Origin of the sequence: Miniphocaeibacter sp. (assembly GCF_049276255.1) — a bacterium.
In the GTDB taxonomy this organism is placed as follows: domain Bacteria; phylum Bacillota; class Clostridia; order Tissierellales; family Peptoniphilaceae; genus Miniphocaeibacter.
In genome coordinates this window covers 19824-36995 of record NZ_JBASWB010000001.1, presented here as the reverse complement: position 1 = coordinate 36995, position 17172 = coordinate 19824, and the positions used below count along the sequence as shown (strand labels likewise).

General features: G+C 29.1%; 12 protein-coding genes and 2 pseudogenes. 1 reads left to right on the top strand and 13 read right to left on the bottom strand.

All coding sequences use genetic code 11. The annotated features are described in order from the left end of the window. From WAO56_RS00155 to WAO56_RS00130, 6 genes are all read right to left on the bottom strand, one after another. Positions 1 to 232 (bottom strand): mannonate dehydratase (locus WAO56_RS00155; RefSeq protein WP_422142830.1); only part of this gene is annotated, 232 nt, incomplete at its 3' end. A 9-nt stretch (positions 233 to 241) separates the two neighbouring features. Next, a complete protein-coding gene (locus WAO56_RS00150; RefSeq protein WP_422142829.1) occupies positions 242 to 1849 on the bottom strand; it encodes a mannitol dehydrogenase family protein in 1608 nt (535 codons plus the stop codon). A gap of 3 nt (positions 1850 to 1852) precedes the next feature. Further along, entirely contained in the window at positions 1853 to 2605 is a 753-nt protein-coding gene (locus tag WAO56_RS00145) for a GntR family transcriptional regulator (RefSeq protein WP_422142828.1), read from the bottom strand. 180 nt (positions 2606 to 2785) lie between these two features. Then, complete coding sequence (locus tag WAO56_RS00140) at positions 2786 to 3382, bottom strand: hypothetical protein (protein WP_422142827.1); 597 nt, start codon at positions 3380 to 3382, stop codon at positions 2786 to 2788. Beyond that, complete coding sequence (locus WAO56_RS00135; RefSeq protein ID WP_422142826.1) at positions 3372 to 5486, bottom strand: hydantoinase/oxoprolinase family protein; 2115 nt, start codon at positions 5484 to 5486, stop codon at positions 3372 to 3374. Before WAO56_RS00135 ends, WAO56_RS00140 begins: the two co-directional genes overlap by 11 nt. A gap of 22 nt (positions 5487 to 5508) precedes the next feature. Continuing rightward, on the bottom strand, positions 5509 to 6783 hold the full coding sequence (locus WAO56_RS00130) for a citrate transporter (protein WP_422142825.1): 1275 nt from the start codon (positions 6781 to 6783) through the stop codon (positions 5509 to 5511). Between the two features lie 431 nt (positions 6784 to 7214). On the opposite strand from WAO56_RS00130, the pseudogene WAO56_RS00125 reads away from it, so the two are divergent. Continuing rightward, positions 7215 to 8128 (top strand): annotated as a pseudogene (locus WAO56_RS00125) (IS256 family transposase); the annotation flags it as partial. Between the two features lie 154 nt (positions 8129 to 8282). Here the strand turns inward: WAO56_RS00125 and WAO56_RS00120 are convergent. From WAO56_RS00120 to WAO56_RS00090, 7 genes and pseudogenes are all read right to left on the bottom strand, one after another. Further along, a pseudogene (locus WAO56_RS00120) lies at positions 8283 to 9077 on the bottom strand (transposase). Next, positions 9074 to 9478, bottom strand: coding sequence for a hypothetical protein (locus WAO56_RS00115; protein WP_422142824.1), 405 nt, complete (start codon positions 9476 to 9478; stop codon positions 9074 to 9076). The pseudogene WAO56_RS00120 and the gene WAO56_RS00115 overlap by 4 nt, the downstream one beginning before the upstream one ends. A gap of 1579 nt (positions 9479 to 11057) precedes the next feature. Next, positions 11058 to 12335, bottom strand: coding sequence for an amidohydrolase (locus tag WAO56_RS00110; RefSeq protein WP_422142823.1), 1278 nt, complete (start codon positions 12333 to 12335; stop codon positions 11058 to 11060). Next, the gene (locus WAO56_RS00105; protein WP_422142822.1) at positions 12335 to 13294 is read right to left on the bottom strand and encodes an ABC transporter permease; all 960 of its coding nucleotides are present in this window, start codon (positions 13292 to 13294) and stop codon (positions 12335 to 12337) included. The genes WAO56_RS00110 and WAO56_RS00105 overlap by 1 nt, the downstream gene beginning before the upstream one ends. Beyond that, positions 13287 to 14429 (bottom strand): ABC transporter permease, encoded by a 1143-nt coding sequence (locus tag WAO56_RS00100; RefSeq protein WP_422142821.1) that lies wholly within the window; start codon positions 14427 to 14429, stop codon positions 13287 to 13289. Before WAO56_RS00100 ends, WAO56_RS00105 begins: the two co-directional genes overlap by 8 nt. Beyond that, positions 14426 to 15958 carry an ABC transporter ATP-binding protein gene (locus tag WAO56_RS00095; protein ID WP_422142820.1) on the bottom strand — a complete coding sequence of 511 codons (1533 nt, stop codon included), beginning with the start codon at positions 15956 to 15958 and terminating at the stop codon, positions 14426 to 14428. Before WAO56_RS00095 ends, WAO56_RS00100 begins: the two co-directional genes overlap by 4 nt. Before the next feature lie 48 nt (positions 15959 to 16006). After that, positions 16007 to 17170, bottom strand: coding sequence for a BMP family lipoprotein (locus WAO56_RS00090; protein ID WP_422142819.1), 1164 nt, complete (start codon positions 17168 to 17170; stop codon positions 16007 to 16009). Positions 17171 to 17172 lie beyond the last annotated feature (2 nt).

Genomic DNA, 17172 nt, shown 5'->3' with positions numbered 1-17172 from the left:
GTAATCCTAGCTTAATATCTTCATGAACATTAACACTTTCTATTACCTCTACTTCTAAACCATGTTTATTAACATAATCTACATATTCCTTAATTCTTTCTTCCGACCATATTTCACCAGCTGGAATATCGTCTAACATACCCATAATACCTGTACAATTAGGAATTTGTTTAATATATTTTAGTGGTATGGAGTCAGTATTTTTACCAAACCATCTAAATGTCATCTTCATAATACACCTCTATAATAAATATTTTTCTAATGTTCTTCTAACAGCTCCTATACTTGATGATAGTTCTTTTAAATAATTAATAACTTTATCTGACAATCCTATTTCTACCAAATCAACTCCAAATATTTTTTCATTACTTAAAAGTTTATTTAATTCACTATAATCAGGTTTAAACTCTTCTAGGCTTATACCTACCAAATATTTAGTTAACTCATCCAATAATGGATCAGGACTTAATTCAAATGTTTCTCCTTTATCATCTACTGATAACAAGTATCTTAACCAACCTGCAATAGCTAGTGGTATAAATTGTAAATCGGTAACATTTAAATCTTCATTTTCTAAATATGACTTAATTGTTTCTCCAAATCTAATTCCCACTTTTTGTGATGTATCTGTTGCAATTCTTTGAGGGGAGTCAGGCAAAAATCTATTAGGGAGTCTTTCCTCCAGCACCTCATTTATAAACTCCTTAGGTTCTAATATAGAAGGAGCATTAACCACTGGTAATGATTCCTCATATCCTATTTTTTTTATAAGTTTAACTAATTCTCTATCATTCATTTCATCTGCAATCAAACTATATCCTAAAAGACAACCATATACAGCCAAGGTTGTATGCAAAGGATTCAAGCAAGCAGTTACCTTCATTTTTTCACTTTTATCAACATTTTCTCTAGTAGTTACATATATACCTACCTCTTCAAAAGAAGGTCTACCATTAGTAAAAGCATCCTCAATTACTAGATATCCTGCTTTTTCAGAATTTACAAATGGTGCAATATGTGTACCATCAGTTGTTATAATAGGCCTAATATCTTCAAATCCATCATTCATTAATTCAGTAGCTATAATTTCAGATGGTCTAGGAGTTATTTTATCAATCATAGTTATAGGAAAACTAATCAATTTATCATTTTTTATATAATCAATAAATTCTTCTTCTAAAAAATTATTCTCTATCCATTTTTTTGCAATAGTTATTATAGAATTCTTTAGCAGATCCCCATTATTAGAACAATTATCCATACTTATTAGAGTCAAAGGTAATTTATTTGATTTATATCTCTCATATAATAATCTAGTAATCTTAGATATTAAATGTTTCGATTCCACAGGATCATTATTAATATCTTTTTTTACTATTGGCAAAAACTCTCCAGATGTTCCATATAAATTATATCCCTTTTCTGTTACCGTAAAAGTAACTATTTGTAACAATTCATTTTTAAATATTTTTTTTAAAATATCGTACTCTAAATTATTACTATAATCTATTGCTTTTGTAATGCTTCCTATTATTTCTTTAGAAAAAATACCATCTTTCGATAACACAACAGATATTGTTAAATTATTATAAGGTTTATATACTCTTTCTATAGTTTCGCTATTTAGTGTATCTACAGCAATTATGCCGGTATTTTCCAATCCTTTTTCTATTAAATCCTGCTGTATTTTTCCTAAATATGCTCTAAAAATATTTCCTGCACCAAAATGTAACCATTTACAATTTTCTTCGGTGTTTTCTTGTAATTTTTTTACATCATAATTAGGTATTTTTATATTAATTTTTTCCAACTCTTGTTTTTTTTCAAGTAACTCTAAATTTAATTTCATAATTTATTCCTTTTTCTTTTTAATTAAATCTATATAAAAATTTTCTTTTAGCAATGAATTATCTTTTTTTTCATACTCCTCATCAGAATATATTAATTCCGGATAGTTATCTCTTAACCAAAATTTTTCTTCTACAAGTTCAGAAATATGTAAATCTAAAAGTTTTATTAATGAATCCGTATCTTTACTTTTAATATATTCAACCATTTTTTTATGTTGTTCTACTAAATCCTTTAAATGATTATCTCCCAAAGAAATTAATGCTAACAATCTCATTCTTCTATAATGAGCCTGGTTCTCCAATATAATTTCCCATATAAATCCTCGTCCTGTTATTTCAAATAAAACCTCATGAAAAGCATCATCATATTCCAAAAAAGCAATATAATTTTTTTCTTTTATTGCTAATTCCTGTAATTTTATATTATTTTCAAATTTTAACAACTCAATTAGTGAGTAATTTTTACTTCCATAGTCAATAGCCATTTTGTATTCAATACAATGTCTCAAATATCTTTCATCTTCCATCTTTTTAAAATTAATTTGAGTTATTCTAATTCCTACCTGAGGAATACTTTCTACCAAACCTTCCTCTTCTAATCTAATAATAGCATCTCTAACAGGTGATCTACTTATGTTCATTGAATTACAAATATCTTTAATACTAATTATCTTTCCTGGCTTAATATTTAAATTCATTATTTTTGAGTGTAATTCTAAATAAACTTTATCGCTTATCATATTCTTTTTTTTCATAAGTCCTCCAGTTCAACATAAATGATTTATTATATTATATAAAATATAAATTTCTACTAAATAATAAAAAACAATATTCCAAATACTCTCATACAGTTTCTATTAATAGAATAACCTATATTTTCATTTAATACTTTATATTTATAATTAATCAATCACTTTTCTTAATTTAAGTCATTTTTAACTTATCAAACACTCAAATATAACAGGATTATATTCTATATCTAAAAATATTTTAGAAAACTCTATAGCAGCAATTTCTTTCAGTATATTTAAAGTTTTATTTATTTTTATATGCTTAAATATTTCGATTTGTACCGAGAAGTTATTATTGTCAAATTTTTTATCTCTTTCATCTAAATAATGAAATAATTCATGTAATAATACTAGATTATAAAATTCTTTATAACTAATTATATTTTCAATTTCATTGCTCTTTATAATTTTTTTTATTTGTTTTATTAAATTTATATTAATGTCTATTTTGTTACTAGTAACATCATATATTGCAAAATAAGGAAAAGAAAAGGGATTTTCTTCATAAACCTCATTTAGTTCTATATTAAATATTTTAAAATATTCATTCACGTCTAATTTTCCATACTTGTCTATTAAATCTTTATATCTAATTTTTGAAACACTTGTAGACTTAATAATGTAGACATCTATTTTGTTAGCATTTTTTTTAAAATAATTTTCATTTATTAATATTTCTCTGTATATTTGTATAGAATCCCTTTTCAAATAATCCTTTATGTTTTCTTTACTAAAGTTCATTTTTAGCTGCTACAACTATAATTTCATCAGTAGTGTCACTAAATTCAGAGCTAGCCATTCCTGTAACTTGTTCTAATTCAGTTAGTCCAGAATAATCTACTACTTTTGAACCTGCTATTACATATATATCTGGATTTAAAACAATTTCAGAAGTGTAGTTACCCGCTTCACCCCATAGAATAGAAATTGTATCTTCTAAATTCTCTAAATCAGTTATAGCTACATCACCATTTGCTCTTTGTAGCTTTATAAACCCCTTCCTATCAACTATTCGTATAGCCATTTTTTTGTTTTTCATAGCTGAAAACACATATATTTGTCCATTATTTGCCTTAGTAACTAAATCTTTCGCATTAATTCCCATAGATTCAGCTGCGATTTCTTTTGCTTCTTCTTCATTGCAATTTTTAGACAAATCTGTTGTTTTAACTTCAGTAGATCCCATTGCAATAGCTGAAACAGTCTGTGCCTGATCATCTATCTCTATATAAACTTCTACACTTTCTTCAACTGCTCCACTATTCATAGCCAGTTCCTTGGCTTCTTTTTTCAATTCTAGAATTTCTTCAGCAGATGGATTAGGAATAGTTCTCTGAACCATCTCACGTACCATAGCTAATGCTACTCCTATCGATGAGATAACCTCTGCATTTGTAGGAATCTGATATTTGAAATTCATTAATTTAGCAGTATAAGCAAGCAATGTACCAGCCCCTCCACCTGCTCCAACTAAAACAACTTGCTCTCTTTCAACTTTATATTTTTGAATTAAATCTTCTATCACTGGAATAATTTTTTCACAAGATTTAGTTAAAATTTCGTTTGCTGTTTCCTCTACTGTTTTTCCTATTCTTTTAGCTAGTAAATCAATTGCTTTATAGCTAGAGTCATAATTCCCTTTTGCGTAATCACCATCATCAAGCATTTTTAGCGCATTTGCAGCACAGGTATTTGTAATTGCCATACTAGAACCATCATTGAGCCTTACTGCAATATAATCTTCAGGATCGTTTTCAGTTGGTCTAAATGTATATAGTTCAGCTCCATCAAATAACTTAGGATCTGTAAATGCACAATATCCCATATTTGCTATATGTGCTGATCTTGGTCCCACATCTACAATTTCATTATTGCTAGCTCTGACCATACTTCCTCCAGCAACCCCCAGTACCCTTACATCTAAGGAATTGACATAAGTTCTATGTCCTCCAATTATAGAATAATCCACTGCTGGCCTACTATCTTTTATGATACCTACGTTTGTTGATGTTCCTCCGACTTCAAAATAAATACCATTTGAAGCTCTTAAATACATTAATGCACCAATTACACTTGCTGCTGGTCCTGATAACATCGTTAATATGGGTTTTTTTCTCATTTCATCTATTTCCATTACCCCACCGTCGCCACGCATTATCATTAATGGTACCTTAACCCCTGAAGTTTTTACACTTTTTTCTGTACTATTAGCTGTTTCTAACATTTTAGGAAGAATGCTTGCATTTAATGCTGCAGTCGTGGTTCTAATTTTTAATCCATAAAGTTTTGAAATATCTGATGCAGCAGTAACCGGCATATTATGTTTTATAGCTTCTTCTACTATGATTTTTTCTTCTGTTAAGTCATCAACACCAAATGCTTTACTAGCAACAATAACTTGTGAACCTTTTTCCTTAAAATTTTGTATGATCTCACTAGCTTTATTTCGATTAAAATCCTTTATTTTTACAAATTCAGAGTTCACTTTTATTGTTTTACCAGTACCTAATTCAATATTTCCAATATCTAGTTGTCTTTTAGCCATAAATCCTTCAAGGCCACCTTTAGCAAGACCAATTACTCCAACATTAGCAACGTCACCTTCTAATAGTGCATTAGTAGCTTGTGTTGTACTATGCGCAATAAAAATTACTTCTTCCGGACTTATATTGTTATCATTTAAGCATTTTGTAAAAGCATCTACAACTCCTTGAGCGACTCCATTTTTATCATGATGGGTAGTCATAACTGAGCCTTTACCTACTATCTCATTGGTATCATTATCTATTGCTACTGCTTTTGTATGCGTACCACCTACATCAATTCCTATTCTTATTTTTCTCATTTTATTACCTTTCTAAAAATAATTACAATCCTGAAATCATAAAATATGCTATGAACAAATTAATTGCACATATAATCCATGACCATACTATACCTGTTTTTATGTATGTTTTTGGTTCAATTTTTGCATAACTTAATCCCCACATTCCCCAAGATTGTGTTGGACATGTATTTGCAACAATCGCTACTGGTGGAATAAGAAATAGTCCAAATAAAAATGTATTTGGGAAAGTTCCTACTGCTTGTAAAATTGCAACAACTGCAGCTCCTGAACCAAATATCATTAATGGTCCTCTAAATAATCCTAGTGGAGCTAATATCGCAAAAGCAATTACTAATACAAATGGTGATGAAGGTATTATATTTCCTATTAATCCCCCTAGCAATGGAGCGATCTTATTAGCTGCTGCTTGAAAAATATTTACTCCATATAGCATACCTATTAATAATCCACTATCTGAAACTCCATCATGCAATGTTTTTTGCATAACATCAATTAATCGTTTATATGACTTCATATTTCCAGTTAATAATATACCCGCAAAAATTCCTACTGTAAATGAAGGTATAGGACCCCATCCTAAAAGAGCTACTAATAATATTGGAATAAATGGAACAATGAAAGCATATCCTGGAACTTGATTTTGACTACTTGGAACTTTCGCTGCCCATGCAAACCTTTTTTTACCTTTGAATAAAAAATGGAAAAGTATAAAACACAAAATAACTGCTACATGCACTAATGTTGCTATTATTGCAAATTTTACATAAGAAGGTCCATAATTAGCTCCAAAGAATACATCAAATTGACTAACATATGCTATATTTAAATACATTCCAGCTGCAACTGACATCATATATACAGCAAGAGCTATTCTTTTCTCTAATCCCATAGAAAACAATATTGGTAAAACTATCATTCCTATTGCCATTACAGACCCTACTCCAAAAGCGCTTGTAAATATTAAAGTACATACAAGGGTTATAAGAATAGTTGTCAATAAAGCCTTATTTCCAGCTAATTCTACAGTCTTTTTTATAATTGAAGATGCTATTCCCGTATCAACAATTACTTTACCAAACCAACTACCAAATACTATTACAGCTATAGTTGCTCCATAATTTTCAACAGATTTTTGAAAAACATCTTCAACCACTTCTTTAATAGGTACCATTCCAATGATACACCATAATACAGATATGGTTAAGAACCCAAATAAAAGGTTTCCACCTTTGAAACAATAAACTACTAATCCAACAAAAGTTAACAACAATAAAATTCCTTGTAACGTTTCCATAATTACACCTCTTTTTTTATTTTAATAGATTAATCTATTTAACTAATATATTACCATTGATACATTAATATTGCAAGTTAATTTTTAATCATTAAAAGGTTTTTAATTTTCTTAAACTATTAAATAATAATCAATTTATTTCTTTAAATTAATTTAACACACCAAGCTTAATTTACTTTACTTCTCACAAAAAACAAAAAATAATAGTACTGTAATCTATAACAATTAAGATTATCCCCAAAAATTTAGACCACAAATCTAACAATTAAGAGGTCGATACACAATACCATTATTTAAAAGCCAACTCAATTTTTATATTATTATTGTATCATTAAAGAATATTATAAAAAGGACCTTTTTAAGTTCCTTTCAGATTGAAGACAAAAGGCATTTTAGATTCCAAAATTGATATGCTCCCCATATAGTAGACACATGAAATAATATCTATGTATGCTAGAGGATTATCAACTAGACAGATTTCTGACCAAGTAGAAGAAATCTATGGTTTTGAAATTAGTGAAGGACTAGTATCCAATATAACAAACAAACTACTACCTCAAATTGAGGACTGACAACATAGAGTATTACATGATCTTTATCCAATAATATTCATAGATGCAATACATTCTTCTGTAGGGGGATAATGGAATAATAGTAAAAAAAGCAGCCTGCATAGTTTTGGAGGTAAACCAAGATGGACTAAAGGAAGTTTTGGGAATATATATTGGAAAAAATGAAAGTAGTAAATATTGGCTTGGCATATTAAACGAACTAAAAAACAGAGAAGTAAAGGATATTCTAGTGCTATGCGCAGATGGGCTAACAGGAATGAAGGAGGCTGTAGCTACAGCCTATCCTAAAACTGAATATCAACGCTGTATTGTCCATCAGGTGAGAAATACCTTAAAATACGTATCTTACAAACATAGAAAAGAATTTGCAACAGATTTAAAAACCATATACAAGCTCCTAATGAGAAAGTGGCATATGACAACTTATCAAAAGTAACAACAAAATGGGATGAAATATATCCACATGCAATGAAAAGTTGGATTGATAATTAGGATGTAATAAGTCCAATATTCAAGTTTTAAGAAAGTACAAGAAAAGTAATATATACAAGGGTCTGCCCCAGCGTAGCGAGGGTACCAATGCAATAGAGAGTTTAAATAGTAGTTACCGTAGATTAAATAAACAAAGATCAGTATTTCCAAATGATACTTCGCTATTAAAAGCACTGTATTTATCTACGGAACAAATTACTAAGAAATGGTCTATGCCCCTTAGAAACTGGGGGCAAGTTTATGGTGAATTGATGATTATGTATCAGGATAGGATGAATTAACACCTATTTAAATTACAAATCAAGAGTAAAATTAACACCTGCATTCGCAGGTGCCCTTGACATGTAATCAAATCGGTATTATAAAATAAGTAAGACTAAAAATCAAAAAACTGATTTTTAGTCTTAAAAATAAATTATCTTATTGTAGAAAAATCTAATTTACAGAGAAGATTTCACATAGCCCCCTATTCCATATAATATTTGCTAATTTTTTTAAATTCATGTAACCAAACAAGAAGTATAGCTCATTTTTAACCCTTTCTAAACCTCTATGTAGCGTATATCTCATACCATGTAATTCTTTGGCATCAGCAAATACCCTTTCTATTGTTTCTTTTCACCTACCATATTTTTTCTTAAATCCTCTTAAATGTCTAATATCCTCACACTTTTCTATATATTCTTCCTAAATGTGTCGAATTACAACTTTTTGATAATTTTTACTTTCCGTGTATTTTTCTATATATTTGCAGTTTTTACAATCTTTAGGATTGCTTTTATACTCTCGATATCCATGTCTGTTAGTAGTAATATATTTTAATATTTTGTTGTTTGGGCATATGTAACAATCATAAAACTCATCATATACATATCCATACTTTTTAAAATACCCTTTTTTTGTCATTGGTCTTTTGTATGGAATAATGGTATTTTTATCACCAAATCCTAAATTCCATCTATATGCAATGTTAACATCTGTTTCTCTTTTTGTTTATCTCAAAGATATAATCCCAAATACATATTGTCATATATTTAATTTTATTAAAAAGACAGTATCTATACTTTCTGCTCCTGTTGTAGCGTAGAGATCTTTTACTAGGTCATAGATAAAGTATAAATTTAAAGCTTTATCTAGTTTTCTAACTAGATGATCTTCTGGTACCAATGAATCTAAGCTTAGTATTTCTAATTGTAAATAGTCTAAAAGGACCTTTTTAAGGTCCTTTATTGCATTTCTTCGAACATTTGCATCTCTACATTATATCTTTCCAATTCCTCATACATTTTATAATTACTATAGGATAATGTTGCTATATAAATAAGACTTACTATTAACATTATAGTGGTAAATATAACGATTATATTTGAAATTCCAGTTTTCTTTGGAACTACTTCTAATTCACTACTATCAAGTTTTTCACTTCTTCTTGCTTTTACTACTAGGTAGACTAAAAGTCCCGCCATAAAAGGTGCCATAAAAACTCCTAAAAACCACATTATTCTTTCTGTTGGGTCTTTAGTTTTAATATCCTTTTGAACCCAGCTAGCAGCAACAAATTGTAATATGACTCCTAGAAAAAATACTATATTTTTTAGTATTTCAAATAAAGATCCTAAATTATAATTCATAACAATATACAACTCCTTTTTATTTTATTACTAATAATTAAAATATTTATAATATTCAACTATTAGCTTTAAGATAAATATGATTTTTCTTAAAAAATAAAATAGGGGCAAATTTCTAATAATGTATTAAGAAATTTACCCCTATTTATTTGATTCTGATTCGGACCAACATTCTATTTTAGGTTCCATCACTACTTATCAGTTCCTTTCTTTAATATTTAATCAGCCCTTGATATTCATATTTTTTATTTAGTAAGCTATAACAACTTGCTAAATCTACTCACACTAAATATCTTGTTGCTACATGTAATTAATAAAATTATTCCTATATTTAAAACTAGAAACCTATACTACTTCTTTCACTAATTACAATAATTAAATATTTGTCGTTAAATTAGAATTTACTTTAAGATTAGTTAATTTTCTCTAGTATAATCATATTCACTATTCTAGGTTAACTTTAAATTATAAATAAAATTAGTCTTAACCTATTTTAAACTACAATCTACTATTCTACTAATCCAATAATTATACACCTTAGTAAACTCTCGACCTTACAAACTTAAAATCTTTTTAACATATTTCACTATCAGCTGTAAATTTTAAATCTAGTACCAAAAAGAAACACTACATCCGTTTCTTCTAACTACACTAAAATAAAATTTAGTTGATCCGATAGAATCTCTAAGATAAATAAGAACTACATATTTATCTTATTATATTTATACCCACTTATTTTTTTCTAAACATTTTTTTAAACATTTTTTTGAAAATTATTTTAATTATTATTATATAATTTAAAATTTTATAATTCTAAATATATTCCTATAGAAAGTAAAAATATTTTTCTCTAACACTATCTCTATCTACCCCTATTCTTAACTCCATTCTTCATCATTTAGATTATCTCCTTCTTATAAAATCTGTCCTAATTCTATATTTCTAAATTTTACAACTGAAGCTAAAATCCCTGAAGTCTAATAACTTTTCCTTTAATTTTCATCTTACAGATTGGTAAAGTAATTATTGTTGTATGTATTCCTATATTTTTTCTAGCATTCCCTTATCAGCACTATTTGCTAAAAAGGCCAAATAAAATAGGAGTAGTATTATTATAATCTTTAATAACCTACTCCTATTATTTGATTTCAAATCTGAACCAACAGTTCATTTTTGGTTCTATCACCTAGTCTATCATACCCTTCTATTTATATTTTTTCGGTACTACTAATGTTTAAAACTTTCTTAATTTTGTTCTTTAATTTTTAAATCAAATTATCTTATATTCAATTGTCATTTCTTAGTTTTCAATAATTAAATTAAATCATTTACATTGGACTATGCTATTTAAAATAGATTAACTGTCCTTCTTTATCATTCCCTCAACTAAAATCTTTAAAACAAATCAATTTTAGTTGGTTCAGATTTAAAATCATTAGCAAGTATCTCTCTTGCTATGTATATTATACCTTAGAAATCAATTTTTAACAATACTTTTCTTAATTTTTTTATATTTTCCATTAATTCCTTATATGAATTTTCACCCCTAAATCCTCGCAAGGATTTAAGGGTTACTATATTACTTTATTCTTTTTGTAATTTCATTTGCCTTTTCATAAATTTTTTCTACTTCTATACCTACATTAAATTCACCATTTTCATAGAGGATTTTACCATTTATCATTGTAAGTTTTATATTTTCCTTACTACCACTATAAACAATATTTTTACTTATGTTGTTTATAGGCTGCATATTAGGTCTATTTAAATCAATAACTGTTAAATCTGCATATTTCCCTTTTTCTAATATATCACAATTATTTAAGCCCATTGCTAAGGCACCATTACTTGTTGCCATTTTTAATACATCATTTCCATCTACAACTGAAGCATCTTGGACTTTAACTTTTGTTAAACCCGACACCAAAAACATTTCCCTAAACATATCTAGGGCATTATTTGAAGCAGGCCCATCGGTTCCAATTGCAACTGGAATCTCCATATCTAAAAATTCATCAATTCTAGCTATTCCACTAGCTAGTTTTATATTTGAGGAAGGATTTGTTACAATTGTTAATTTCTTTTCTTTAAATATTTTTTTATCTTCTTCATTTAAATATACACAATGGTAACCTCCTCCTCCATTATCATATATTCCTAATGAATTTAAATAAGCTGTTGGAGTCATTCCTTTTCTAGTAATACAATCATTTACTTCCCTTAAGGTTTCGGAATTATGAGTCCAAACTGGTGCTTTATATTTTTGGGATAATTCTACTAATCCTTTTAAAAGATTTTCACTTGTTGTATATTCTGCATGAAATCCTAATTTATATGATATGAGATTATTATATTTTTCATTATTATTTAATTCTAAGTAATACTCCTCTATTTCTTCGACACTTTGAGTAAAGTCATTTAAGGCTCCAACTATTACTGTTCTAAAACCACTGTCATAACTTGCTTTTGCTATTTCCCTTGGATGAAAATACATGTCGAAATTAGCTGTTATCCCACTGGATAAATATTCTAATATTGCTAGTCTAGACAGCCAATAAATATCCTCCGGTAGTAACTGTGCTTCTCTAGGAAATACTTGGTTGTTTAACCATTCTTGTAAAGGCAAGTCGTCAGCTCTTGACCTTAAAAAGGTCATTGCTGAATGGGTATGAGCATTTTTAAAGCCTGGTAATACTAAATTACCCTTTAAGTCTATTTCCCTGTTCCATTTAATATTACTTTCTTTTTTATCTCCTATATATTCAATTTTATTTCCTACAACCCAAAGTTCTTCTTCTAATATTTCCATATTGTCTTTCATTGTAAGAATTTTTCCATTGTAAAAACGTATATTCATTATCTTTTTCCTTTATCGTAAATTTCACCTAGTGCTGCCGGTGCCCTATTGTGTTTTGAGAAGAAAACCAATAATAACAATGTTACTACATAAGGTAATATCATTATTAAATCTGAATAAGAGCTTGGCAATTTAAGAAGTTGTATTATTTCATAACCTGTGGATTTAGCAAATCCAAATAGTAAACAGGCTCCTAAGGTTGGAATTATTTTCCAGTTTCCAAATATTAAAGCGGCTATTGATAAATAACCATAACCTACATAAATATTTCCAGAGAAATTAGCAGAAATTGAATATGCAAAACTTATTCCAGCTAATCCTGATAAGGCTCCTGAAAATAAAACCGCTATAAATCTTGTTCTATTTACATTTATTCCAGCCGCATCAACTGAATTTGGATTTTCTCCAGCTGCTCTTAAATGTAAGCCAAAACTTGTTTTATATAAAATATACCAGGAGATTATAGCAACTGCAATAATAATTATTTCGAAGGGATAAATCTTAGTAAAAACTGCTCCAAGTATAGGAATTTTTGAAAGTACAGGTATTGTAATTCTATCGGAAACAGCTAATACAAATTTATCTGATGGAGTATTAAAGACAGTTTTATTTATTAGTTTTGTTAAAAACGATGTTAATGCCATTGCTAAAATATTTATTACCACTCCTGAAATTACCTGGTTTGCCTTGAACTTTATACATAATGAGGCATGTAGCATGGAATAAATCATACCTGTTAATATGGCTACAAGTATTGCAATATAATAGGCTGTATTATCACTTATGCCCATATTTCTTGTTATATATACTGCAACTAAGGCACCACCAAAAGCACCAAAGCCTTGTAATCCTTCTAAGGCTAAGTTTGTTATTCCACTTCTCTCACTATATATTCCACCTATCGCCATAATAAAAAGTGGTAAAGCAAATGATAAACCATCTATAATAATTTTATCCATTATTCTTTACCTCCTTTTTTTCTTCTTCGTCCTTATCTTTAGATTTTGATAAACGATATTTTATATATGCTCCACAAGCACTAAATAATAGTATAATACCTGTAATAACAGAAGATATTTCCTGTTCTATTCCCGCTTGCGAACTCATATAGGCACTTCCTTCGCTTATAATATTAATTACAAATGAAGAAAAAATTATCCCTATCGGATTACTATTTCCTAGTAATGCTACTGCTATAGCATCAAATCCAAGACTTGGGAGTACTTTTGGCTGAATCGAACCAAAGTAGCCTAAATAATATGTAACACCGGCAAGTCCTGCTAAAGCTCCCGAAATCACCATTACAGTTACTATTCTTGTGCCAACTGGAATTCCTATATATTTAGCTCCACTTCTACTAGAGCCAACTGCCTTAATTTCAAATCCTAAGTTTGTTTTATCAATTAAAAATTTTATTATAAAAACAACAATAATAGCTAGTATTATTCCCAGTGGTATGTCCATTTTATAATTCCCTATCTGAGTATTCATTAAAGTTAATCTCGATTCACTTAAAACAGCAATAGATTGCCTTGAAACTGGATCTATATATCTTGTATAAATAAAAAAGCTAGTTATATATTGGACTATATAGTTAATCATAATAGAGGCAACAACTTCATTAATATTGAATTTATATTTCAAAAATCCGATTAAACCTCCTACAAGACCTCCCACAACAATTCCTATTAAGATTACCAAAGGTTTGGCTATATAAGCATTAAGTCCTGAATAACCAACAATTATCGTTGCGACAAAACCTGCTGTAAGCATTTGTCCAGAAACTCCTATATTAAATAGGCCACCTTTTAAAGCTACAGCCACTGCTAAAGCTCCAAATATCATTGGTGTTAGAGAATTTAAGAAACTCATAAAATCCGTTATCATCCCTTTGCTTCCAGCATATCTTAGCTTTGGTGCCAATCCGGAACCCTGTAATAAATTATATAGGGCCGAAAAAGGATTTTTTCCTAAAATTGTAAGTATAATAGAACCAGCAATTAAGCTTAGGAAAATAGAAAATATGGGAATAGTAATAGCTTGTCTTTTTTCATCTCCAAAAATTTTTAAAAAGAACCTTCTTAATGCCTTCAACTTTTCTTCACTCCCATCATATACGCTCCTACTTCTGTACTGGTCATTTTACTAGCATCTTCTACCTTAAGTAGCTCACCATTATATATAACTCCAATAGTATCTGCTAAGTTCATAACCTCTTCTAATTCTAAAGAAATTAATAAAATAGCTTTTCCCCTATCTCTTTCTTCTATAATATATTTATGAATGTTGGAAACTGCACCAACGTCTAACCCTCTTGTTGGTTGAACGAAAATTAATAATGGAGTATCCTGTTCAATTTCTCTACCAATAATTACCTTTTGTTGGTTTCCACCACTCATTGAACGTACTATTGTATTTCCACCTTGACTACTTCTAATATCATATTTTTCTATTAGTTTTTTTCCATATTCTTTAAACTTTTGATAATTTAATACTCCATTTTTAGAAAATTCTTTTTTATAGTAATTTTTAGAAGATAGGTTATAATTTAAATTAAAATTCATAATTAAACCAACATTTTGTCTATCTTCCGGTATATAAGCTATTCCTTCTACATTTCTCTCTCTTATAGATAAATTTGTAATATCCTTCCCATTAAGTTTTATTGTACCCGACTCAACTTCTAACATGCCTGCTATAGCATCTGCAAGTTCTATTTGTCCATTACCTGAAACTCCTGCTATTGCCATTATTTCTCCACCATGAACATTAAAGGAAACATCTTTTACAACTTTAATTTTTTCACTATTTTTTACATTTAAATTTTCAACTTCTAGTACTGTATCTTTAAAACTAGCCTCTTTCTTTTCTAAAGTAGTCTCTATATCCCTTCCAACCATTAAATTTGACATATCCTTTGTAGTAACTTCATTTGTATTTACTACATCTACTAATTTCCCACGTCTTAAAATAGCACATCTATCTGCAACCTTTTTTATTTCCTCTAATTTATGGGTGATTAAAAGTATAGTCTTTCCACTATTTTTAAGATTTACTATTATTTTTAACAGATATTCTATTTCCTGTGGCGTTAGTACTGCCGTTGGTTCATCAAAAATCAGTATTTCCGACTCCCTATAAAGCATTTTTAGTATTTCTACCCTTTGTTGAATAGAAACATTTAAATCCTCTATTTTTTTCTTAGGATCTACCTCTAAGCCATATTCTGTAGAAATTTTTCTAACTTTTTCATTGGCAGTTTTCATATCTACATAAGGTAAAAAACCTAAGACTCTTTTTTTAGGCTCAATACCCATAACAATATTTTCCGCCACTGTATAGTTTGAAACTAATTTAAAATGCTGATGTACCATTCCTATATTTAAATCCGTTGCATGATTAGGAGATTTTATTTCTTCCTTTTTCCCATTTATGTAAATTTCTCCACTATCTGGCTCATACATACCAAAGAGCATACTCATTAAAGTGGATTTCCCAGCACCATTTTCTCCAAGTATTGCATAAATTTCACCTTTTTTAACTTGAATAGTAACATTGTCATTTGCAACAATTCCTGGAAATTTTTTTGTTATATTTTTCATTTCAACAATATATTCTGACATAATCCCTCCTGAAGAGTAAAATTAAGACTGCTAAAAGCAGTCTTAATTTTACTCAAGTCCTTCAAAATTTTCAGGTGTAGTTTCACTAAAGTTTGAAGGTGGTACTATTTTACCTTCTTTAACTGCAGTATATACTTTTTCTAATTCAGCTAATGTAGTTTCAGATAATTGGTGTCTACCTTCTTCTTTAACATAGCCTGTTGAATCTGTATCAGCTTTTAATAATGCATTTTCACCTTTAAATTTGCCAGCTGCTATATTTTCTAATTGTTTTTCAACATTCATTCCCATTATTTTTAGTCCTGACGTAATAACTATATTTTTATCACCACTTTTACCATCATCAAATTGATCAACATCACAGCCAATTACTTTTATGTCATCAGCTTCTTTAGCTGCAGTAAATACTCCATTTCCAGAATTTCCTGCTGCTACAAACATAATGTCTACTCCTTGGTCAATTAATGCATTACCTACTACTTTCCCTGTAGCTTCGTCATTGAAAGTTCCTATATAATTACCTCCAACATTGTTTTTCATAACATCTTCTCCAGCATAGGAAGGTAATTCTACAATCTCAGCTTTAGCATTTAAATGTTTTACTGCATAATTAACTCCTGCTTCAAATCCAAATTGGTAGTTAACATTTGAAGGGTATGCTATACCGTTTACAACTGCTACTTTCCCTGATTTTGTTTCTAAAGCTGCTGCTACTCCAGCATAGAAACCACTTTCTTGTTCAGCAAATTGCATTGCATAAACATTATCTAAAGTCATTTCCTTAGCATCCTTTGGTGCTCCATCATTTGGATATGAATCTACAAGAATAAATTTAGTGTCTGGATTTTCCTCTGCTATTGGACCAATACCCGCAAACTGAAAACCACAGGCTACAATAACATCATAATCTGCTACTATATCCGCTACTTGCTTTACCGATGCTGCTACATCTCCCGTAGTTTCTTGAACTGGAGTCACTTTTGCGTCAGGATGATTTTCAATAAATGCTAAAATTCCTTCGTAGTTATCTTGGTTAAAGGAACCATCATCCACACCAGATGGACTGGAAACTATAGCTATATTTAATGCATCACCTTTATCAACTACTCCATCAGTACCATTTTTTGAATTATCTTTTCCACCGCCACAAGCTACAAGTAACATGGAAGCTACAAGTAACATGGCAACTAAAATTACATTTTTTTTCTTCATTA